The organism is Arthrobacter liuii (genome assembly GCF_014639275.1).
GTDB lineage: Bacteria > Actinomycetota > Actinomycetes > Actinomycetales > Micrococcaceae > Arthrobacter > Arthrobacter liuii.
This window is the reverse complement of the sequence record NZ_BMFW01000016.1, coordinates 26,415-48,038: the sequence shown is the minus strand read 5'-3', so window position 1 is coordinate 48,038 and position 21,624 is coordinate 26,415. Positions and strand designations below refer to the sequence as shown.

The following is a 21,624-nucleotide window of genomic DNA, read 5'->3' as shown; positions in this document are numbered from 1 at the left end:
CCGGTCCATTCTACCGGCGGGGTCCCGGGAGCCTTGCGGCCATAAGGAGCGGGATAAAACCGACGGATAAATATTTCTTGACAATAAATTTTGTCGGTGACCAGAATGGAGGCATGCAGGACATCGCAGTCATCGAAGACCCGGCAGCTGCCGAGATATCCCTCGACCCCATCCGCACCCGGATCCTGCGCGAGCTGGTCCAGCCGGGCTCGGCCACCCAGTTGGCGGTGCGGGTGGGCCTGCCGCGGCAGAAGGTGAACTACCACCTGAAGGCGCTGGAGCGGCATGGGCTGGTGGAGCTGGTGGAAGAGCGCCGCAAGGGCAACGTGACCGAGCGGATCCTGCAGGCCACGGCGGCCTCATACCTCATCTCACCCTCCGCGCTGGCCGCAGTCTCACCGGATCCGCGCCGGTTCGCCGACCGCTTTTCCGCGTTTTGGCTGCTGGCGCTCGCGGGCCGCATGGTCCAGGAAATGGGAACGCTGATAGCCGGTGCTGCCGCTGCACGGCAGAAGCTGGCCACCTTCGCCATTGACGGTGACATCACCTTCCGCTCCGCCGCTGACCGGGCTGCGTTCGCCGAAGAACTCGGCGTAGAGGTCACGCGGCTGGTGGACAAGTACCACGACGGCGGCGCGTCGTCACGGGGCCGGCGGCACCGGCTCGTCGTGGCGCTGCACCCGGCCCTCAAGGAAGCCAGTGCCCCCATCGCAAGCAACGAATCCGACCCAGGCAAGGAACAGGACAAATGACTGACAAGCGCAACTTCGAGATTGTTTACGATACGGAGCTCCCCGGCACCCCTGAGCGGGTATGGGAAGCCGTTACGAACGGGACGCCAGCCTGGATGTTTCCCACGGACCAGTGGCCGGCCGTCAGGACCGTCGAGGAGTACCCCCACCACCTGGTGTCCCGGATGGACGGGCCGGACGGCTGGTTCAACCAGCTCGAGCACGTGCTGGAAGCGCTCGACGGCGGCCGCACCCGGCTGCATTACGTCCACAGCGGCATTTTCACGGACGACTGGGACGGGCAGTACGACGGCGCCAGCCGGCACACGGAGTTTTACCTGCACACGCTGGGCCAGTACCTGCAGTACTTCGACGGCCGGCCCGTGGTGTTCACCGACATCCAGGCCCCTGCCGCGTCCCAGGCCCCGGACGGCTTCACCCGGCTGCGCGACGCCCTGGGCGTCGGCTCTGCCGGCCGGGGATCCGCCGTTGACGTGGAGCTCGACGGCGTGGGGAAGTTGTCAGGCGAGGTGGACTTCGCGAATGAGCACTTCGTGGGCCTGCGTACCCCGGACGTCCTGTACCGCTTCTTCGGCCGCAACGCCTTCGGCGCCCCGGTGGGTATGACGGTGCACGACTTCAGCGGTGCCGGTGATCCCGCCGCCACTGCGAAGGCCTGGGGCGGGTTCCTGGAGCGCGTCTACGCGTAGCTCCGGCCCGGTCCCGCCATTCCTATTGCCGCTTCAACTGCCGGGATCGCTGGAATGCTGCGGGGACGCCGTTCCGCTACGGCGTTTTGGCACCGTTCCGGCGTTTGCGGCGGCGGTCAGGCAATGGCGACGGCGGGGGCATGGGTCAGCGAGCGCCGGAGCTGGGGAGCGGCGTCGAGCCTGTCCCTGGCAGCCTTGAGCGCCAGCACGGCCGCCTCCAGCTTCTCCGGCGGAAGCGTGAACGGCAGCCGGAGGTTGCGTTCGAAGGCGCCGCCCACCCCGAACCGCGGCCCCGCCGCCAGCCGGATCCCGTAGTCCGGGGCGATGACGGTCAGCGCCGTGCTGATGGGTGTGGGGAGCCGGCACCAAACGGACAGGCCGCCGGCCGGCACTGCAGTTTCCCACTCGGGCAGGTGATCCTGCAGCAGGGCCAGGAGTGCAGCGCGGTTGCCGCGCAGCATGTCCAGCAATGCCGGCAGCGGCTCATCCAGGGCCCTGACCAGGTGGGCTGCCGCCAACTGCTCCATGACCGGGCCGCCCAGGTCCAGCGCCGTCCGGGTGGATGCAAACCGCTGGATCATCGGCTCCGACGCCCGGATCCAGCCCGTACGCAGGCCGCCCCAGTGGGACTTGCTCAGCGATCCGATGGACACAACGGTTTTGCCGAAGGCTGCCATGGGAGTGCTGGGAACGCCGTCGAGGTTGAGTTCGCGGAGGGTCTCGTCTGCCACCAGGACCGTTCCCGCCGCGGCGGCCGCCCGTGCCAGTCTTCGGCGTTGGCTGTCGGGCATGATCATGCCCGTGGGGTTGTGGAAATCCGGGATCACATAGGCGATCGTTGGACGTTGCTGGGCCAGGGCGGACTCAAGCGCGGGCAGGTCCCAGCCGTTGTCCGTGAACGCTACCGGGACCGGGCGGCAGTGGGCGGCGCGGACAGCGTCCAGTGCGTTGGGGTAGCTGGGATGTTCCACCAAAATCCTGTCCTGCCGGTCTGCCAGCGCGCGGATGATGATGGTCAATGCATGCTGTGCGCCGGAGGTCACCATAATCTGGCTTGGCTGGGTGGGTGCTCCGGCGGCGGAATACCTGTCTGCGATGGCCTGCCGCAGCGGCAGAAGTCCCAGCGCGTCGTATCCGAATCCCGGCAGTAACGCGGGGAGCTCCGTCAGGGCCGCCGCGAACGCCCGGTGCACCACCTCACCGCTGGCGGGCAGTGCCGAGTAGGCCAGATCAACCAGCCCCTCCGGCGCGGTGAGGCCCGGGGCGACCTGCGCGCCGCCGGCCGCGGGTCGTGGACCGTAGAGCGCGCGTCCGAACGTAGTGTTCTCCGGGATGCGGGTCCGGCCCCGGCTGCCCTGCCCGCTGCTGAGGAACCCCTGTTCCCGAAGGCTCGAATAAGCGGCAGTCACCGTCGTTCGGCTGACTTCCAGTGCCGAGGACAGGGACCGCTCGCTGGGCAGTGCGGTGTCCAGTGGTACCCGCCCGTCGAGGATGAGGAGCCGCAGAACGTCCGCGAGTCCGCGGTAAGCCGGGCCCGACCCACGGTTCCACGGGCCGAGCAGGCGGGACAGGGCTGCTGCGCCAAGTGAAGGAGCCATGAGGCCAGTATCTCAAACTGGATATGTAATCGCATGCCAGTCGAATGGGAAGGTGTTTGCATGATGACCCGCAGACTCCTCCAGCTTTCCACCGGCCTGGCCATGTATGGCATCTCCCTGGCCCTGTTCATCCGTGCCGGCCTGGGCCTGGACCCGTGGGACGTCTTCCATCAGGGACTGGCCAACCACACCGGGCTGAGCATCGGCCTGGTGGTCATCATCGTGAGTTTCCTGGTGCTGTTGCTCTGGATTCCGCTGCGCCAGTGGCCAGGCTTTGGAACCTTGTGCAACGCGGTGCTGGTGGGCGTGTTCGCAGACATCGGACTCGCACTGATCCCTGCCGTGTCCCACCTTGCCGGCCAGATCGGCCTTCTAGCCGGGGCTGTGCTGCTGAATGCCGTCGCCTCGGCCTGCTACATCGGCGCCGGTTTTGGTCCGGGCGCGCGCGACGGGCTGATGACCGGCCTGGCCCGCCGCACGGGTTGGAGCGTCCGGTTGTCCCGTACGCTCATCGAGGTGACGGTGCTGGCGGCCGGCTGGCTGCTTGGCGGTTCGGTGGGCGTGGGTACGGTGGTCTACGCGCTGGCGATCGGTCCGTTGGTCCACGTGCTGCTTCCGCGTTTCATGGTCCAGCCGGTGGCGCCGAAAACCACCAAGGAACCCAGCGCCGCTAACTGTTGAACGCTGCCCGGTGACCGGAGGTCAGGCCGGCGCCGGCTGGCATTTCGGGCAGAAGTAGATGTCGCGTTCCTCCTCGCCGTTCGGCTTGCCCAGGAGGCCTCGCTGGATGGGCGTGCCGCATTTCAGGCAGGGCTGGCGTTCCCTGCCGTAGACCCAGTAGCCGGGCCTGCCTGCCATCCGGCCCACCGGCATGCCCCGGGCGTTGAGGATGGTGACGCGGCGGCCGGGCCCCAGGTTGACCTCAAGGAGCTGCTTGGCATCGGCCATCAAAGTCCGTACGTCCGCAACTTCCGAGACGGGCGTGGCGGGATGGACCCCGGACAGGAAGCACGCTTCGCAGCGGTAGATGTTGCCGATGCCCGCAAGGTTCCGCTGGTCCAGCAGCGCCACGCCCACGGGAGCGTCCGGGTGGGACCGGATGCGGCGTTCCGCCTCGTCGAGGTCCCAGTCCGGGCCCAGGAGGTCCGGGCCGAGGAACCCCACGATGGAGTCTTCGTTGGCTGTTGCCACCACTTCCACAATGCCAAGGGAGAACCCGACGGCGTCTGCCGCAGCCGTGCGCAGCACGCACCGTGCGGTGAAACCAGGTTTCCGCCACCTGCCGCCCGGGGGATAGACCTGCCAGGCGCCTTCCATCTTTAGGTGCGAGTGGATGGTCAGCCGTTTCTTGTCTGGGCCCACCACGCGCATCAGCAGATGCTTGCCCCTGGGAATTACCTCGGCGACGGTCCAGCCTGCCAGGTTCAGCGTGGCGAACCGGGGCACGCGGAAATCGGAGGCAAGCAAAGTCTGGCCTGCCAGGGCCTGGTGCAGCTGATGGGCTGCCCGCCAGACGGAATCCCCCTCAGGCACGGATCCTCAGTCCCTTCGGCGTGGAGTAGGCGCCGGCGGAGCTCAAGGCGACTGCAACGCGGGTATCAAGGATTCCGTGCCCGTTCACCTTCTCCATGACCAGCTTGTCCACCGCTCCGCGGGTCACGACGCCCACCAGCGCCACACCTGCCGCCGCCAGGACGGCGTCGTCATCGCTGAACGCCAGAAGGGTCTTCCCGCCCCGTTCCACGTAGAGAACCAGCGCACCGTCCACCAGCACCACCAGCGCCCCCGCCTTCCGGCCTGGCCGGTGGCCGGTGCCGGCGTCGTCCTGCAGCGCAGGCCAGGGGAGGGCGGCGCCGAAGGGGTTGGCGGGATCGGTGGCGGCGAGGGCCAGGGCCACGGGTTCTGCCTTGGCCAGCTGTGTGTCCTCGGAGTAGGAGCGAAGCCGGTCAACAGTGGCCGGAACAGCGAATTGGGCGGCACCCAGGTGCTCGATGAAGTAGCCCCGCCGGCAGCGGCCGGCCTCCTCCAGCCGGGCCAGGACCTTGTACATGAGTCCGAAACCGCCCAGGATCTGTTCCGCCATGACCGAGCCCCTGGTGACCACGCCGTAGCGGTCCAGGAGGAGTTCCGCGGTGGCGCGGGCGTGGATGGTGGCGTCAAGTTCGGGGTCGGGGAGGGCGGACCAGCGGCCGGCGGCAGTGGGCGGGGTGGCGGCCCCCTGGGGTCCGTACCGGCCGCCGGCCAGCCCTGGGGATCCCATCAGGCCGGTGCCGTGCGAACGGCCCAGCCGGCTTAGCCGCGGTGCCCTGGCCCGGGGCGCGCGGGCCACCTGGCGGTGGGCGGTGTGGCCGCCGGCAATCAGGGCCCGGACCGGTGCGAACGTGTCCCCGGTGATCCTGCCGGCCCACGCGAGATCCCACAGCGCAGCCACCACTTCCTGGTCGCCCAGCACGGCGTCCATGCCGCCCGCCACCTCGGTCAGCTGCCGGAAAAAATACCCGCCGCCGTTGGTCCGCAGGTGGTCGAGGAGCCGTTGCCCGGCGTCCCCCGGTTCGAACTCGGGCGATGGGTTGAGCGTCAGTTCCACTGAGTCCGCCAGGTGGAGGCTGATCCAACCGTCGTTTCCGGGCAGCGCCCCGGCGCCGGACCAGAGGACCTCACCGGCAGCCATGAGTTCGTCCAGCATGGCCGGCTGGTAGTTGGACACCCGCGAGGCCAGCACCAGGGGCTCCCACGCCGAGGCGGGAACGGGCACCCCCGAGAGCTGGTCGATGGCGGTGATGACGCCGTCCAGTCCCCGCAGTGAGGGCTGCCCGCGGCCGCCGCCGGGGGTCCGGACGTGCTGCCATGCGGGCAGGAAGCGACCGTAGGCGGCGCCGTCCACCGGCTCCACTTCGGCGCGCAGGGCGGCCAGGGAACGACGGCGGAGCTTGCGGAGCACCTCGGCGTCGCACCATTCGCTGGCGATGGAGTGCGGAATGTCGGGTGCATGCTCGCCGGCAGCAGGTCCCGCCAGTACGTCAGTGGGCTGCGTTGCCGCATCACGCCCGGGAGCCTCGGAGGAGTCTTCCTGCCGCGCGGAGTCCGGTGGTACGGCCTCAGGCGGGGTGACGTGGGGCCGGAACTCGCCCTCCACCACGCGGCCATCCGCCGCCAGGCGTTTCAGTGCGCTGCCTACCACTGCCACGCCCAGGCCCAGCCGGGCTGCGGCTTCGGCTGCTGTGAAGGGGCCGTGCGTGCGCGCATACCGGGAGACGAGGTCACCCAGGGGATCGGCCACGGGTTCTATGAAGGCCAGCGGCACACCCATGGGCAGCGGCACGCCGATGGCGTCGCGCAGGCGCGCTGCATCTTCCACGGCGGCGAAGCGCTCCACCCCGCCGATGTTGACCTTGATGGCACGGTTGGCGCGCTGGAGCGCAGCGAGGTGGGCCCCGGCTTCTTCCACGGTGGCGGCGGCTTCGACGGGCCCGGTGCCGGCAGGCTCAGCCTCAGGTTCGGTGGCATCGACCGCCGCGGCGTCCAGCCCCGCCACAGGAACACCCTGGAGCCGCGCTGCCGTTTCTTCAGGGGCGAGCGGGCCCAGCAGCCGCAGCAGGTCCGCCACGCCTTCCACCCCGCGCGCCCGCCGGTCCGGGGCTAGCCGCTGCAGCTCGCGTTCGGTTGCCTCGATGACCTTGGCGTCCAGGAGCTCACGCAGCTCCACCCGGCCCAGCAGTTCGTTGAGGAGCGTGGAGTCCAGTGCCAGGGCCGCGGCGCGGCGTTCCGCGAGCGGGGAATCGCCCTCGTAGAGGAACTGGGCCACGTAGCCGAAAAGAAGGGACTTTGCGAACGGTGAGGGCTGTTGCGTGGTGGTTTGCAGGATCCGCAGCTCCCGCCGCTCCACGGAAGCGGCGATGTCCTTCAAAGCCGGCAGGTCGTAGACATCCTGCAGGCATTCGCGCACGGTCTCCAGCACGATGGGGAACGTGGGGTACTTCCGGGCCACGTCCAGCAGCTGGGCGGACCGCTGGCGCTGCTGCCACAGGGGCTGGCGTTTGCCGGGGGTTTGCCGGGGCAGCAGGAGCGCACGGGCAGCGCACTCGCGGAACCGCGACGCGAACAGGGCACTGCCGCCCACCTCGGCGGTGACGATCTGCTCCAGCTCCTCAGGATCGAAAAGGAACAGTTCGGCGCCGGGCGGCTCGTCCTCCATCATGGGCACCCGCAGCACGATGCCGTCGTCGGCCGCCATCGCCGAGCCGTCCAGGCCGTAGCGCTGGTGCAGCCGCTGCCCCACAGCGAGGGCCCACGGCGCGTGTACCGGCATGCCGAACGGGCTGTGCAGGATGACCCGCCAGTCGCCCAGTTCGTCGTGGAACCGCTCCACCACCAGAGTGGTGTCGCTGGGGACCACCTCCGTGGCCTGCTTCTGCTCGCTGAGGTACTGGATGAGGTTGTTGGCGGCGAAGTCGTCCAGCCCGCTGGCCTTGACGCGCTCGGTGGCAGGGCCGGCGTCGGACGCCGACAGCTCACGGACGAACGCACCCAGGGCGCGGCCCAGGTCCACCGGCCGCCCCAGCGAATCGCCCTTCCAGAACGGCAGCTTGCCGGGCTGTCCGAACGCGGGGGAGACCAGGACGCGGTCGTGCGTGATGTCCTCGATCTTCCAGCTGGTGGCGCCCAGGGCAAAGACGTCGCCCACCCTGGACTCGTAGACCATCTCTTCGTCGAGTTCGCCCACGCGGCGGCCGCCTTTCGGTGCCCGTGCCGGTTTCCCGTCCTCCGAGGGGGAGGCCGAGCCCTCCTGTTCGGTACCGATGATGTAGACGCCGAACAGGCCGCGGTCCGGGATGGTGCCCCCGGACGTGACGGCCAGGCGCTGGGCGCCGGGCCGGCCCTCGATGGTGCCGGCGTTGCGGTCCCAGATGATCCGGGGCCGCAGCTCGGCGAATTCGTCAGACGGATACCGCCCCGCCAGCAGGTCGAGGGTGGCTTCGAACGCCGACCGGGGGAGGGAAGTGAAGGGTGCAGAGCGCCGGACGGTGCTGAACCATTCCTCCACATCAATGCTGCCCAGGGCCGTGGCGGCCACGGTCTGCTGGGCCAGGATGTCCAGCGGGTTGGCAGGAATACTTAGCCGCTCGATTTTGCCGTCCAGCATCCGCTCAACCGTGATGGCCGTATGGACCAGGTCTGCGCGGTGCTTGGGGAAAAGGACACCCTGGGAAATCTCGCCCACCTGGTGCCCGGCGCGGCCCACCCGCTGCAGGCCGCTGGCCACGGACGGCGGGGACTCCACCTGCACCACCAGGTCCACCGCGCCCATGTCGATGCCCAGCTCCAGGGACGACGTGGCCACCACGCACCGCAGCCTGCCGGACTTGAGGTCGTCCTCGATGAGCGCACGCTGGTCCTTGGAAACCGAACCGTGGTGGGCGCGGGCCAGCACCGGATCAGCGCCGGCGGAACTTCCGGCCTGCGCCATCATGTGCGCGGGCGTGGCGGTTGATGCGGGAATCCCCGACGGCGGTCCCGCCAAAGTGCCGGGGGTGCCCGCCTGCCCGTCCGCACCGGGCTCATCCCACCCGCCGCCGACGGCAACCAGTTGGCGTTCGGCGTAGATTTCGTTGAGCCGCGCGGTGAGGCGTTCGGCCAGGCGCCGGGAGTTGGCGAAGACGATGGTGGACTGGTTGGCCAGCACCAGGTCCACGATCTTCTCCTCCACATGCGGCCAGATGGACGCGTGGGGCTGCAGCCCGGATGCCGGGCCGGAATCGAACGCCCCCGCCGCGCCCTGCAGGTCCGACATGTCCTCCACCGGCACGGAGACCGTGAGGTCCCAGTTCTTCCTGGCCGGCGGCGCGACGATTTCCACAGGTGCCGAACCGGCGAGGAACTGCGCCACGAGTTCCCGGGGCTCCACCGTGGCGGAAAGCCCGATGCGCTGCGCGGGTTTAGGCAGCAGCGCGTCAAGCCGTTCAAGGCTTACGGCAAGATGGGCCCCGCGCTTGGTCCCGGCCACGGCGTGGACCTCGTCGATTATGATGGTGTCTACCTCGGCGAGGGTTTCCCGGGCCTTCGAGGTGAGCATGAGGAACAGTGATTCGGGGGTGGTGATGAGGATGTCCGGCGGGTTGCTCAAGAGCGTACGGCGGTCGGCGGCGGGCGTATCCCCGGACCTGACCCCCACCGTGATCAGCGGCGCGGGAAGTCCCAGCCGCTTTGCCGTCTGGGTGATGCCGATCAGCGGGGACCGAAGGTTCCGTTCCACGTCCACACCCAAGGCCTTGAGGGGCGAAATGTAGAGGACGCGGGTCTTGCGCTTCGGAGCCCGGGTCCGCTTCCCTTTCGGTGCCGGCTCAGCACTGGCAGGAGCAGGGGCTTCCGACTCCGAAACCAGGAGCCGGTCCAGGGCCCACAGGAAGGCTGCGAGGGTCTTTCCGGAACCGGTGGGGGCCACCACCAGCGCATGCGATCCTGACGAGATGGCGTTCCATGCCCCGGCCTGCGCAGGGGTCGGCTCGGAAAACGCGCCCATGAACCAGTCCCTGGTTGGCCGGCTGAACTGACCCATGGGGGCGGCCGCGCCGGAATCACTTCCGCCGGGAGGACGCTGTTCCTGGTTCATGCCTCCATCATGCCGCAAGGCACTGACACCCACCCCCGGGAGCGGCCGGGGTTCCGCCCGAAGCCGAACATCCCACCACCCGGGTTCCGGCCACCAACGGCCAGCTTTCAGGCCCGCTGCTTACCGATCCCTGCTCAAGCACTTCCCGCCGTCGGCAGGTCCTTGGTGGCCGGGCCCTCAAGCAGCTTGCCTTCGTTCGTGAAACGCGACCCGTGCAGGGGGCAGTCCCAGGTCTGTTCGTTGTCGTTCCAGTGCAGGATGCCGCCCAGATGGGTGCAGACTGCAGACAGTCGGCAGCTGCTTCCACCCACGGTGGACACTGCCACCGGCCGGTTACCCTCGCGGTACACCTTGCCCTGGCCTTCAGCCGGTACAGGTGCAGCCGGGACAGGTGCAGCAGGGACGGCGCCGCCCTGTTCCGCAGCAGGACCAGCCGCAACAGGAACCGGTGGCTGGTCCGTGCCCCGTTTCCGACCGTCGAACTTCCGTCCCTCGGCGGTCACCTTTCCCCAGTCCGAGGCGAGCCTCGCCGCCACTCCGGCATTAAGCGCGACGGCGGACAACGCACCGGCAGGTGACGTGATGCGGTGGTGGATGGTGTCCGCCCAGGGCACCTGGCCGCCCAGGATGTCTGCGGATATGCCCAGAGCGGCGGCGACGGCGTTGGTCATTCCCCACTTGTTGTAGCCGGTGCCGAAGTAGATCTGGCCTTTGCCGCGGGGGAGCTTGCCGAAGAAAGGCATGAGGTTGGTGGGAAGGTAGTCCTGCGCGGACCACATGTGCGTGGGGACCGCGCCCGGGTAGTGCTGCCAGGCCCACTCGAGCAGGCCGGTGAGGTGCGCCTTCTCCGAGTCCGTCCGGCCCACGTGGTGCCCGTGCCCGCCCACGAGCAGCAGGTTCCTGCCGTCCACCTGGTAGTCGCGAAGGGAGTGGGTGGGCTGTTCAACCGAGAGGTACATGCCCGGCGGCGGTGCCTGGTCCTCCGGCAGTTCAAGTGCGGCGGCGTAGGAGCGGCTTGGCGTCAGCTTGGCGAAATACAGGCCGCGGTCCAGGACCGGGATGCCGGTGGCAAGGACCACCTTGTCCGCCCTGACACTGCCCCGGTCGGTCCGTACGGCCGCTGGAGAATCACCGGTCACATCGCGGAGCCGCACACCGCTGACGATGCGTCCGCCCCGGCTGCGGATATCCGCCACGAGTGCGTCAAGGACCTCCACCGGGTTGATTTGGGCCTGGTGGCGCAGGCGGACGGCGCCGTGGACGGGAAACGGCAACCCGGCGTCGCGCACGTAATCAACGTCCAGCCCTGCAGTCCCGGCCGCGCTGATCTCTTCGCGCAGCTTCTCCGTGCCCTGGGCGGACGCGGCGTAGGTGTAGGCGTTGCGGCGCTGGTAGGGAACGTTCTGTTCCTCCAGGTAGCGCAGCAGCCACGCCTGTCCTTCTCTGTTGCCGTCCACGTATGCCTGCACCTGTTTCTGCGAATACTGGCGCGCGAGCTGGGACAGGAATGTTCCTTGCAGCAGGGTTACTTTCGCAGTGGTGTTCCCGGTGGTCACGGCCCCCGGGTAACGGGCCTCCAGCACCAGCACACTTTGCCCGGACCGGGCCAGCAACAGTGCCGTGACCAGCCCGGTGAGGCCGGCGCCCGCCACCACCGTGTCATACCTGGTCTCCGGCTCGAACGGATCAGAGGTGAAGGTCTCCCTGCGGTCCAGCCATATCGAGGTCATGCCAGTCCAACCTGCCTCCGGTCCAGGGCCCTGACGGGCCGTCCTCGTGATGGGTCCGTGATGGGGCCCTTCCATCCGCGGCGGATTTTATCAGTGTACTTATGACGCTGGCGTTGGGAACGCCCGACGACGGCCCAAACAGCCCGGAAGGCGGCCCGGCGTGGTTGCCGGGCCGCCTTCAGTCGAGCCAGGAGTGGGTTCCCGCGCTTAGGCAGGTTGGAACGCGCCGATGCTGAGCAACGTGATTTCTGCGTTGCTGCAGGCCCTGGTGGGCTGCGGGATGAACAGCGAGTCGGTGTCCTCCGGCGGGTAGATCCGGTAGCCGGCGGCGTCCACCACCGCGCAGCCCTGGTAGTTGCCGGCCTGCGTGTAGCGCAGCACGGCAGTGCCGGTCTGGCCGGGGGCCAGCAGGACGTCGGCAACACCAGCGGAATCATCCCGCGCGGCCGGAGCGCCGATGGGGGCGCCGGCGGCATCGGCCACCAGGGAGACGCCGGGGAAACCCTTGAGGATGCAGGGCTCCGCGCCCTTGTTGGTGAGGTTGAGCTTCATGTAGACACTGCCGGCAGCACCGCCACCGGAGGCATCGGTTGCTGCGGTGAGCCCGGCCGCCTTGCACAGGCCGGGCGCGCCGGCGGCAGTCGTGGAAGGGGCAGGAGACCCTGGCGTCGACGTGGCCGGCGCCGAAGACGCCGAAGACGCCGGAGGCGGCGTTGACGCCGACGACGTGGGGGACTGGCTGGCCTGTCCGGTGGCTGGCGACGTGGTCGCCTGGGACTGCGGCTGGCTTGGACCGCACGCGGTGAGCAGCAGTGCCGCCGCTGCGGCCGCCGTCGTCATGACCAACCCCTGGGAAATTTTCTGAGACCTCATGCCACCACCTTCGCGGTAGCCGTTCCCCGCGTCAACGAGCCACATGCAGTAGCAGCAATTTGATGCCCGGATCGTGATGATCCGGGCATCAAAAGCGCTACTGGTTTACGGCCGGACCTTTGCCGGCCGTGTCCTGCACCGGCGCCCGGCGGCCGCCCCTGCTGCGGAACAGGGCCGCCCCGCCCAGCACCAGCCCGCCCATGCCGGCGGCCAGCCCGGTCCAGCTGCGTACATCGGCGCCGCTGTCGGTCACGGCGGCAGCCTGTTCGGTGCCATGCGCCGAGGCGCCGTGGCCGTCCCCGCCGGCCGCCCCGGTGATGGTGATTGAGGGCGCCGGGGTCTTCAGGTCGTGGGGGTCCTGGCCGTCGGCGGCGATCTGGGACCAGTCTGTCTGGCCGCTTTCGCAGGTCTGCAGCGTGGGGAAGTGCAGGGTGGTGCCGGCAGTTTCCGGCAAGTGCACCGAAAGGACCAGGGCGTCGCGGAGTTCGGGGCTCAGCGGTGTTTTGGCCGTGTACACGATCTGGCTGGTCCGTTTGGTGATGCTGGAACCATCCGGGAGTTTCCGGGGCTCGGCGAACTGTTCGGTCACCTTTTCCGCGGTCCAGTTGGGGTTGACGGTGGGCTGCGCATCGTTCAGTTCCTGCGGCAGCGTGATGGCCACTTTGGTGGTGGGGGACGTGTCGCAGCCGTGGGGAATTCCGAACGTCAGCAGGGCGTAGGAGCCGGCGTCGGTCTTATCCGGTGTCACGCCAACGTGCGCGGAGGCGCCGCCGGCGGCGGCGAGCAGGAGCACAGCGGAGCCTGCGGCGGCTGCGGACGCTGTCAGGGCATGGTGAAGGAAGGGGGTTGTCATGGTTGCCTTTCTGGCGCACGCCTCGGAAGGAGGGTGCAAAGTATGGTCCCCGGCGCTGGGCGGAAGGCCGGAGCCGGGCTTTAAAGGGGAAGCACGACGGCGGAAGGCGGGCCGCGCCGGCTGTCCGGGCGAAGGTTGCGCCAGGGGGAGCGGCGCGAAGGGGTGTCCCTGAACAGTCCGTCCAGGCGGATAGCAGGGGTTGGTCCCACGGGCCGGGGAAGTCCGGTGAAGGGCCGGAGCCAGCCGGCGAGTGCCCACACGGCAGCTTCGCCCTTGGCGAGTAGCAATGCGCAGCCCAGTGTTGCCGCCGCATGTGCTCCGAGCATCAGTGGTGCCAGCCCGGGGTTGGCGGGGCTGAGGTGTTCCGCGAGGGGAGCCAGCCCGTGGAAGGCAACCAGGCTGTCGCTGTGCGGGTGGTTTGGCGCTGCCACGGTTGCCGCGCCCGGAAGGGGTACGGAGAAGGCAGTGAGGAGTTCGTGCAGGACCAACTGGCCACCGCCCAGGAGCGCGGCGAGGGCGGGGAAAGAGAGCCGAAGCCGGGTGGCAGCGGTACTGGCCAGCGCGGTCAGTGCCAGCGCCGCAAGGAGGATTCCCGGGGCGGGCAGCCGGCCTCCGCCGGCCACGTGGGCGCCGGCTGCGAGGGCCAAAGTGCCGGCCGCCAGGGCCGAGGCGCGGAGGACGTGGAAGGGTGCCCGGGGGAGGGAACCATGCATGGCTGCTCCTCCCGCCGTCAGAAGGCCCCTGCCGAGTGCGGGGCAGGCTCCGGTTAAAGGCTGGAACCAAGGCTCCAGCCTTCCAGATTCTACCGGCCTTTCAGTCGGTTTCCGGCCTTGTGCAGTTGTGGCAATCGTCCGGGCACTCCAGCAGGGGCCCTGTGACGGCATGGGGGGCAGGGTTAGACTGCCTGCGTACGTGTTGGCGATCGAAGGAGAAGTTCATGGACTACACCGGAAGCCAGTCGGAAAAGGTCGTTACCGCCGGTGAACTGGGCCGCACCCACATTGGCCAGACAATCAGCTTCCAGCCGAACGAGTTCACTGTCGTCTTCGGCAAACTCGCCGGCATCGCGCGGACTGAGGCCATGGTCTACCTGTCCCTGACCGGGGTCGCGGGGGGAACCCACCTGAAGGATGAGTACGACCTGCCGGTAAACCATGATGTCTACGTTCCGGTGGACGTCATCACCAACGCGGAGTCCACCATCAAGGACCTGTTCGGGAAGGTCCAGGAAAACCTGCGGAGCGGCAGCCACAAGGGCGGCGAGCGCACCGACCAGGTCTAGCCAGGAACGCTGAAGGCCGGCATCCACCGGATGCCGGCCTTCAGCGTTACAACGTTCGCAAAACACCTCGTGCTGGAAGGACATCATGGGCAACGAAGCTTCATGGCAGGAAACCATTACCCCTGGCCGGTTCGCCGGCAGGACCGTCATTGTCACCGGTGCCGGGTCCGGCATCGGAAAGTCAACGGCTTTGCGCGTGGCCAGGGAAGGGGGCCGGGTAGTTGCGGCAGACATCAGCAAGGAGCGGCTGGATGAGCTGGTGGAGCAGAACGCGGAACTGGACCTGGTTCCGGTCGCCGGTGACATTTCCACGGAAGAAGCCGTAGCCGCCGTGGTGGCCGCTGCCGGGGGCAGGGTTGACGCGCTGGCCAACGTTGCCGGCATCATGGACAAATTCGCACCGGTCCACGATCTTGATGACGACACCTGGGACCGTGTCTTCCGTATCAACGTCACTGCCCTGATGCGGCTCACCCGCGCTGTGGTTCCGCTGATGCTGGAGGCGGGGTCGGGGTCGGTGGTCAACGTCTCCTCCGAAGCCGGGCTGCGGGGTTCCGCCGCCGGCGCCGCATACACCGCGTCGAAGCATGCAGTGGTGGGCCTGACCAAGAACTCTGCCGTGATGTACGGACCGAGGGGCCTGCGCTTCAACGCCGTGGCCCCCGGCGCCACCATTACGAACATCGTGGCCAACTGGGGATCGCAGATGGCGGCGGAACGCCTGGGCCCGCTGATGCAGGCAAACATCCCGGCACCGGCCACGGCCGCCCAGCTCGCCGCGTCGATCACCTTCCTCCTCAGTGACGATGGCACCAACGTCAACGGCGCCGTCCTGGCATCGGACGGCGGCTGGTCGGCGCTGTAGCCGGCGCTGGCGTTGCCGGGACGCAACTTAAAGCAGGCGAACGACGGCGGGAAGTCCCGCCGTCGTTCGCCTGCTGTATCGCTGGACTGCTTTTGGAACCTGGCGCCTGCCTAGATCCAGGCCGGTGCCGGCGGCGCCGGGGTCAATGATGTGCCGTCGCGCTTTGCCGTGGTTCCGTCCGTGCCCCGGCCCGTGGCCCACCGGGCGATGGCCGGCAGGGAGCCGGACACCACGGTGGGGGAGGCGGAGGCCGTGTCGCCGAAGGTCAGCGGTGAGGCCTGGCCGGTGACCTCGACCACCAGGGCCTCGTCAGTGCCGCGGGCGTGCCAGGCGCCGGTGATGTCCATGAGCAGGCGTTCCAGCACGGGTTCCGGGATATCCGTGAAGGTGGCCCCGTTGTCCAGGTCCACGGCGTGTACCCAGACCTCCCGGGTGCGCATCCACACGGTCTCTTCTGCCGGGACGGTCCGGCCCTGGACGGTCTTGACCTTGTGGTGCCAGTTGTCCGCGGGCAGGTCGCGCCACTCGACGTTCAGGTGGACTGCGGAGTGGTCGAAGAGGTTCCGCAGCGCGATGGGACTCAGCGTGGCGCCGAAGTCGATTTCGTGGTTGCGGACCTCAGCCGAGGGGTACATGGGTGTCTCCACCCCCGTGTCCGCCCATTCGACCAGCCGCGCGACGGCCCGGGCGTTGTAGCCCACGTGCGCTACAACGTGGCGGCGGGTCCAGCTCGGCAGCAGCGAGTCCCCGTCCAGTTCCGCGTCGGTGAGCTCGTTGAGCTTGCGGGCGAAGAACGCGGTGCCGCGCCTCGCCTGCAGCAGACCTTCGAGCAGGACGGGATCGGCGGTCTGGTCGTGCCGGGCAACCATCAGGCCTCCTTGACCACGCGGTTGGTCAGCTGGCCCAGGCCCTCGATGGTGGTGACCAGGACCTGGCCCTCCTGCAGGTAGCGCTTGGGGTCCTGGGCATGGCCTACGCCGCCGGGGGTGCCGGTGGCGATCACGTCGCCGGGGTTCAGCGTGATGATCGTGGAGATGTAGGAGACCAGGAATTCGGGCGTGAACACCAGGTCCGAGGTGGGGGTGCTCTGCTGGATTTCGCCGTCCACCGCTGAGGTCATCAGCGGTCCGGCGGTGAATTCGTCCTTGGTGACCAGGGCCGGGCCGAACGGGGTGGATTTCTCCCAGGTCTTGCCCTGCAGCCACTGGATGGTGCGGAACTGGTAGTCGCGCATGCTGATGTCGTTCAGGACGGAGTACCCGGCGATGTGCCCGGCGGCTTCTGATTCGGGGATGCGGCGGCCGGCCTTGCCGATCACGACGGCGAGTTCGGCTTCCCAGTCCACGGTGTCCGATTCCTGCGGCAGGGCCAGGTCGTCGTTGGGCCCGATCAGGGATTCGGCGTACTTGGCGAACAGGGTGGGGTGCTCGGGGACTTCGCGGCCCATTTCCTTGATGTGGTTGCGGTAGTTGTGGCCCACGCAGATGATCTTGCCCGGGGAGGGCACGACGGCGGCGAGGTCGGCGCCGGCGACCGGGTGCGTTGCGCCGTTGGCCGCCTTCGCGGTGGCTTCCCAGGCAGGGTCCTTCAGCAGGGCGCCGACGTCGGCGAAGCCCGGGATTTCGGTGAGGGTGTCGCCGTCCTGGCGGACCGCCGCGGTGCTCTTGCCGTTATCGAGGCGGAGGGTGAGGAGTTTCATTACTTGGTGCGTCCTTCGATGTAGGTGCGGTTGAAGTTCAGGCGCTCAAAGATGGGGGCGTCGCTGAACCGGAACAGGTCAAACTCGGATTCTGCCTGCAGCGACCAGGCGGCCCAGGACGGGACCACGAACAGGTCGCCCTTGGCCAGGACCCTGGTCTCGCCGTTCAGGGTTACGGTGCCGGTGCCTTCGAAGACCTGCCAGACGCTGGAGCCCACTTCGCGGACGGTCTCGGTCCAGGCGCCGGCGCGGAGGCGGTGGAATTCGGCGCGGATGGTGGGCATGACGTCCCCGCCGGTGGTGGGGTTGGTGTACCGGATGGCGGCGTGCCCCTGGGAAACGGTGGCAGGGTGGCCCTCATCCTCGAGGAGCAGCTGTTCGCGCAGGGCGGCGTCGGTGTACTTCCACCTGTAGGCGGCGATGGGGGAGTTTGTGGTGTTCTCCAGGCCGGAGAGCGGGCGCAGGCCGGGGTGGGCCCAGAGCCGTTCGGACCGGGAGATGTCCGGGGTGGCCTCGTCGGTGACGCGCTCGGTGCCGAATTCGAAGAAGCCGGCGTCGGCGTAGTGCACGAACGGGATGTCCAGGCCGTCGATCCAGGCCATCGGCTCGTCGGTGTCGTTGTGGTGGCCGTGGAAGTTCCAGCCCGGGGTGAGCAGGAAGTCGCCGCGGGACATCCGCACGGGGTCGCCGTTCACCACGGTCCACACGCCTTCGCCTTCAACGACGAAGCGGAAGGCGTTCTGCGAGTGGCGGTGCTCCGGAGCAGTCTCCCGGCCGCCCAGGTACTGGATGGCAGCCCACAGGGTGGGGGTGGCATACGGGGTACCGCCCAGGCCCGGGTTCGCCAGGGCGATGGCCCGGCGTTCCCCGCCCCGGCCCACGGGCACCAGGTCACCGGCACGTGCGGCCAGCGGATACAGGTCATCCCAGCGCCACACATGCGGCACCGCCTTCGGGGACGGGACCATCGGCATCAGGTCGGCGATCTCCGTCCACAACGGAATCAGGTTCTCCTTATTGAAGTCCTGGTACAGCTGCTCAAGCTGAACAGCCTCCTCCGGCGTCGGCTCGGGAACATGGTGTTCCTGCGCCACGGACTCGTGTGTTTGGTTTTCAGCGCTGATCGACACTGGCCTTCTCCTTGCGTGCGGACTGACTGCGACGTGGATTCGACTTTAGGGAACGCGGGCTGTGATCCCCAGCATATTCTGGCTGGCAGAATTCACCCTGGGACGTTCGCGGCGGTGGATCAGAGGCTCCCCGCCGCGTCCGTCGGGTTGGCCGCGATATCCATCTCCAGCTGGCGGCGGGTTTCCATCATGACGCCCACCAGCCCGGCGTCGAACAGTGGCCTGAACCTGGCAACCGGGGTGGCTACGCTGAGCGCACCCACCACCATGCCCTTGCCGTTGTGCAGGGCCATCCCGAACGCGCTGATGCCCTCCTCGGTGCCCTCGAAGTTCGCTGCAAAACCGTTGGCACGCACGGACTCAAGCTCGCGCAGGAATGCCGGGTATTCGGCGTCGGCAATGTAGTCGCCGGCCAGCTCGGCGTTGGGGCTGCGGAACAGCTGCTCGAGCACGGCGGGATCCAGCTCGGCGAGGATGGCCTTTCCGCCCGAGGCCTTGTGCGCCGGGAGCAGGGTTCCCTGCCGGTCACCCACGCGGAGGATGTTGCCGCTTTCCACCGTGTCCAGGAATCGGACCTTGGTGCCTACCCGGATCATGAGGTTGACGGTCTCGTTGGTGCGCGCGCACAGCACCTCCATGTGCGGCCGTGAGATGTCCCGCAGCTGGCGCGTCCAGCTGAACCCCGCCGGCCCGGCGCCCATGGCAGGCCCGGGGACGTAGCGGCGCGTTTCGTCCTGGACTGCGAAGCCCCGGTACACCAGCATGGCCAGGAGCCGGTGCGCCGTGGAGGGAGCCACCCCCAGTTCCGCCGCGGCGTCCTTGAGCCGCAGGCTGCCGACATCCCGCAGGATCTGGAGGAGCTGCAGGGCGTTGTCCACCGCCTCAATGGAGTAGGTGGGCTTCCGCCGGGCGGGCAGATTCTGCATGACAGAATCTTATGTGCACCAGGGTGTGGCTGCCAGCACAGTGGTGGGATGAATCACACAACTTCCGCTGCAGCGCCGCAGCGTCCGGCCGCCCCCGCTCCGGGCGCAGGCCTTTCCGGGTTTTCCCGGTCTTCCGTGCTCGCCGTCCTGGTGTGCTGGCTGCTGGTCGTTTTCGACGGCTACGACCTGATCGTCTACGGCACGGTCCAGGGCTCGCTCATCAACGACACCGGCTGGGGCCTGACCAAGGCCACCGCCGGAACCATCGGGTCGATGGCCTTCGTCGGCATGATGATCGGAGCGGTTTTCGCCGGCCGCATGTCCGATACCTGGGGCCGCCGGCGCACCATCATCGGCTGCGCCGTCGTGTTCTCCGTTTTCACCATCCTTTGCGCGTTCGCGCCCAACGCGCCGGTCTTCGGCGGCCTGCGGCTGCTGGCCGGCATCGGCCTGGGTGGCCTGGTGCCCTCGGCCAATGCCCTGGTAGCCGAGCTGGTTCCGCAGAAATGGCGGTCCACGATCGCCACCCTGATGATGTCGGGGGTTCCGATCGGCGGCTCCATCGCCGCACTGGTGGGCATCCCGCTGATCCCGGCCTTCGGCTGGCCCGTGATGTTCCTGGTGGCCGTCGTCGCCCTGGTGGTGGTGATCCCGCTGGGTATCCGCTACCTGCCGGAGACCCTGGCGCCCGGCCGCACCGCTGTGGACGGGGGCCGCACCGCCAAAGAAGCCGTGGGCTTCGGGTCCCTGCTTCGGGCGCCCTACCTCGGCATCAGCCTGCTGTTTGCCATCGGCACCCTGGTGACACTGTTCGCCTGGTACGGGTTGGGCACCTGGCTGCCCAACCTCATGCAGCTGGCCGGCTACAACCTGGGCTCGGCCCTGACGTTCGCGCTGGCGCTCAACCTGGGCGCCGTGGCGGGTTCGGTGCTGACCGCCTGGGCCGGTACCAGGTTCGGGCCCATTCCCACGGCGGTTGCGGCAGCGGCCGTAGCAGCCGCCGCCCTGGTGGTCCTGGTGACCGGGCCGCCCGTCGCCGTCGTCTATTTCATGCTGGTGCTCGCCGGCGTGGGAACGCATGGCACCCAGTGCCTGATCATCGCCGCCGTGGCCAGCCACTATCCTGCACACCTCCGCGGTACCGCCCTTGGCTGGGCGCTTGGCGTGGGCCGCATCGGTGCTGTGGCCGCACCGCAGGTGGGCGGGCTCCTGCTCGCAGCCGGCATGGGCGTCAATTCAAACTTCCTGGCATTTGCCGGAGCAGCCGCCGCGGCAGCAGTCCTGATCGCAGCAGTCGGAATCAAAATCAAGAAATCAACAGCAGTAGGAGTTTCCAATGTCTAACGTCAAAGCCTCCACCGACGTCCTCGTGGTGGGCGGCGGCATGGCCGGCCTCGCCGGAGCGCTGGCCCTGCGCGAAAACGGCGCCGACGTCACCCTCGTGGAAGTGGCACCGGCCTTCGGCGAAGTGGGCGCAGGCCTGCAGATGGCCCCCAACGCCTCCCGCGTCCTCAAGCGTTGGGGCCTGCTCGAAAAGGCGCTCGAAATCGGCGTCCAGCCCAAGCACCTGGTGTTCCGCGACGCGGTCACCGGGGAGGAGCTGACCCGCCAGACCCTGGGCGGCGAGTTCGAGGAACGCTACGGCGCCCCCTACGTGGTGATCCACCGCAGCGACCTCCACCGGATCCTGCTCGAGGCCTGCCAGGAAGCCGGCGTCACCTTGGTGAACGACGTCCTGGTGCAGAAAGTGGAAACAGACGGCGACCGGGCCCGCGCCTACACCGCCAAGGGTGAAGTGTTCGAAGCCGACGCCATCCTGGCAGCGGACGGGCTGAAGTCCACCCTCCGCGCCACCGTTGCCAACGACGGCCCGGTCAACTCGGCCTACGTGGCCTACCGCGGCACCGTGCCCATTACGGCGGAGACCCCTGCCGCCGACCTTGAGGACGTCATCGTCTACCTGGGCCCGGACTGCCATCTGGTCCAGTACCCGCTGCGGGCCGGCAAGCTCCTCAATACCGTGGCAGTGTTCAAGTCCCCATCGTTTGAGCGCGGCGAAGAGCAGTATGGCGGCGTGGACGAGCTCCAGGCAGCCTACGCCGGCTGCGTCCCTGCCGTGCAGGAAGCGCTGAAGAACCTGGCCACCGGCATCCGCTGGCCCATGTACGACCGTGATCCCATCGAGAACTGGGTGTCCGGGCGCATGGCCCTGATCGGCGACGCCGCCCACCCGATGCTGCAGTACCTGGCGCAGGGTGCGTGCCAGGCGCTGGAGGACGCGGCGGTGCTCCAGGACGTCGCACAGAATAAGGTCTTCACGCCTGAGGGCATCGACGCCGGTGCGTGGGAGGAAGCCTTCCGCGAGTTCAACGAAACCCGCGCAGCGCGCACCGCCCGCGTCCAGCGCACAGCCCGTATCTGGGGCGAGTCCTGGCACGTGGACGGCGTGGCCCGCGTGCTCCGGAACATGCTGTTCAAGAGCCGCGGCGACAACAACTTCCAGTACAACGACTGGCTGTACGGCCGCGGCGAGCCCGGGGCTCCCGCCGAGGTTCCGGCCAAGGCCAGCCTCGTGGAGGCCTGAGCACCGCTTCCTAAGGCGGGCGTACGACGGCGG

At 68.5% G+C, this 21,624-nt stretch carries 19 protein-coding genes; 8 read left to right on the top strand and 11 right to left on the bottom strand.

From position 1 onward, the window contains the following. Positions 1-113: 113 nt before the first annotated feature. Positions 114-752, top strand: a complete 639-nt coding sequence (locus tag IEW19_RS15020; protein ID WP_188572423.1) for a winged helix-turn-helix domain-containing protein — start codon at positions 114-116, stop codon at positions 750-752. Next, positions 749-1,441 (top strand): SRPBCC family protein, encoded by a 693-nt coding sequence (locus IEW19_RS15015; RefSeq protein ID WP_188572422.1) that lies wholly within the window; start codon positions 749-751, stop codon positions 1,439-1,441. The genes IEW19_RS15020 and IEW19_RS15015 overlap by 4 nt, the downstream gene beginning before the upstream one ends. Positions 1,442-1,557: 116 nt before the next feature. Here the strand turns inward: IEW19_RS15015 and yczR are convergent, their stop codons facing one another. Then, positions 1,558-3,039 carry a MocR-like transcription factor YczR gene (gene yczR / locus IEW19_RS15010; RefSeq protein WP_188572421.1) on the bottom strand — a complete coding sequence of 494 codons (1,482 nt, stop codon included), beginning with the start codon at positions 3,037-3,039 and terminating at the stop codon, positions 1,558-1,560. A gap of 60 nt (positions 3,040-3,099) precedes the next feature. Here yczR and yczE point away from each other — a divergent pair, with 60 nt between their 5' ends. Beyond that, positions 3,100-3,720, top strand: a complete 621-nt coding sequence (gene yczE, locus IEW19_RS15005) for a membrane protein YczE (protein ID WP_188572420.1) — start codon at positions 3,100-3,102, stop codon at positions 3,718-3,720. Positions 3,721-3,741: 21 nt separating this feature from the next. Here the strand turns inward: yczE and IEW19_RS15000 are convergent, their stop codons facing one another. The 4 genes from IEW19_RS15000 to IEW19_RS24135 all read right to left on the bottom strand — a co-directional run bounded on the left by IEW19_RS15000 (position 3,742) and on the right by IEW19_RS24135 (position 12,000). Further along, the gene (locus IEW19_RS15000; protein ID WP_188572419.1) at positions 3,742-4,572 is read right to left on the bottom strand and encodes an Fpg/Nei family DNA glycosylase; all 831 of its coding nucleotides are present in this window, start codon (positions 4,570-4,572) and stop codon (positions 3,742-3,744) included. Then, the gene (locus IEW19_RS14995; RefSeq protein WP_188572418.1) at positions 4,565-9,649 is read right to left on the bottom strand and encodes an Lhr family helicase; all 5,085 of its coding nucleotides are present in this window, start codon (positions 9,647-9,649) and stop codon (positions 4,565-4,567) included. Before IEW19_RS14995 ends, IEW19_RS15000 begins: the two co-directional genes overlap by 8 nt. A 134-nt stretch (positions 9,650-9,783) precedes the next feature. Further along, the gene (locus tag IEW19_RS14990; protein WP_188572417.1) at positions 9,784-11,379 is read right to left on the bottom strand and encodes an FAD-dependent oxidoreductase; all 1,596 of its coding nucleotides are present in this window, start codon (positions 11,377-11,379) and stop codon (positions 9,784-9,786) included. A gap of 207 nt (positions 11,380-11,586) precedes the next feature. Beyond that, positions 11,587-12,000 carry a DUF4232 domain-containing protein gene (locus tag IEW19_RS24135; RefSeq protein WP_308420004.1) on the bottom strand — a complete coding sequence of 138 codons (414 nt, stop codon included), beginning with the start codon at positions 11,998-12,000 and terminating at the stop codon, positions 11,587-11,589. A gap of 22 nt (positions 12,001-12,022) precedes the next feature. Here IEW19_RS24135 and IEW19_RS24130 point away from each other — a divergent pair, with 22 nt between their 5' ends. Beyond that, positions 12,023-12,244, top strand: a complete 222-nt coding sequence (locus tag IEW19_RS24130) for a hypothetical protein (protein ID WP_308420003.1) — start codon at positions 12,023-12,025, stop codon at positions 12,242-12,244. A 105-nt stretch (positions 12,245-12,349) separates the two neighbouring features. Here IEW19_RS24130 and IEW19_RS14980 read toward each other — a convergent pair whose 3' ends face one another. Then, a complete protein-coding gene (locus tag IEW19_RS14980) occupies positions 12,350-13,105 on the bottom strand; it encodes a YcnI family copper-binding membrane protein (protein WP_188572415.1) in 756 nt (251 codons plus the stop codon). Between the two features lie 80 nt (positions 13,106-13,185). Continuing rightward, on the bottom strand, positions 13,186-13,818 hold the full coding sequence (locus IEW19_RS14975) for a hypothetical protein (protein WP_188572414.1): 633 nt from the start codon (positions 13,816-13,818) through the stop codon (positions 13,186-13,188). 224 nt (positions 13,819-14,042) lie between these two features. On the opposite strand from IEW19_RS14975, the gene IEW19_RS14970 reads away from it, so the two are divergent. Both IEW19_RS14970 and IEW19_RS14965 read left to right on the top strand, forming a co-directional pair. Next, the gene (locus IEW19_RS14970) at positions 14,043-14,387 is read left to right on the top strand and encodes a hypothetical protein (RefSeq protein ID WP_188572413.1); all 345 of its coding nucleotides are present in this window, start codon (positions 14,043-14,045) and stop codon (positions 14,385-14,387) included. 85 nt (positions 14,388-14,472) lie between these two features. Continuing rightward, on the top strand, positions 14,473-15,252 hold the full coding sequence (locus tag IEW19_RS14965; RefSeq protein ID WP_188572412.1) for an SDR family NAD(P)-dependent oxidoreductase: 780 nt from the start codon (positions 14,473-14,475) through the stop codon (positions 15,250-15,252). Positions 15,253-15,362: 110 nt separating this feature from the next. Here IEW19_RS14965 and IEW19_RS14960 read toward each other — a convergent pair whose 3' ends face one another. The 4 genes from IEW19_RS14960 to IEW19_RS14945 all read right to left on the bottom strand — a co-directional run bounded on the left by IEW19_RS14960 (position 15,363) and on the right by IEW19_RS14945 (position 19,007). Continuing rightward, a complete protein-coding gene (locus IEW19_RS14960) occupies positions 15,363-16,121 on the bottom strand; it encodes a maleylpyruvate isomerase family mycothiol-dependent enzyme (RefSeq protein WP_188572411.1) in 759 nt (252 codons plus the stop codon). After that, a complete protein-coding gene (locus IEW19_RS14955; protein WP_188572410.1) occupies positions 16,121-16,951 on the bottom strand; it encodes a fumarylacetoacetate hydrolase family protein in 831 nt (276 codons plus the stop codon). Before IEW19_RS14955 ends, IEW19_RS14960 begins: the two co-directional genes overlap by 1 nt. Continuing rightward, positions 16,951-18,081: a cupin domain-containing protein gene (locus IEW19_RS14950; protein ID WP_188572409.1), complete on the bottom strand. Its 1,131-nt coding sequence runs from the start codon at positions 18,079-18,081 to the stop codon at positions 16,951-16,953. The genes IEW19_RS14955 and IEW19_RS14950 overlap by 1 nt, the downstream gene beginning before the upstream one ends. Before the next feature lie 119 nt (positions 18,082-18,200). Beyond that, entirely contained in the window at positions 18,201-19,007 is an 807-nt protein-coding gene (locus IEW19_RS14945; protein ID WP_188572408.1) for an IclR family transcriptional regulator, read from the bottom strand. A 48-nt stretch (positions 19,008-19,055) separates the two neighbouring features. On the opposite strand from IEW19_RS14945, the gene IEW19_RS14940 reads away from it, so the two are divergent. Both IEW19_RS14940 and IEW19_RS14935 read left to right on the top strand, forming a co-directional pair. After that, positions 19,056-20,351, top strand: coding sequence for an MFS transporter (locus IEW19_RS14940; protein WP_188572407.1), 1,296 nt, complete (start codon positions 19,056-19,058; stop codon positions 20,349-20,351). Further along, a complete protein-coding gene (locus tag IEW19_RS14935) occupies positions 20,344-21,591 on the top strand; it encodes an FAD-dependent oxidoreductase (RefSeq protein WP_188572406.1) in 1,248 nt (415 codons plus the stop codon). The genes IEW19_RS14940 and IEW19_RS14935 overlap by 8 nt, the downstream gene beginning before the upstream one ends. Positions 21,592-21,624 lie beyond the last annotated feature (33 nt).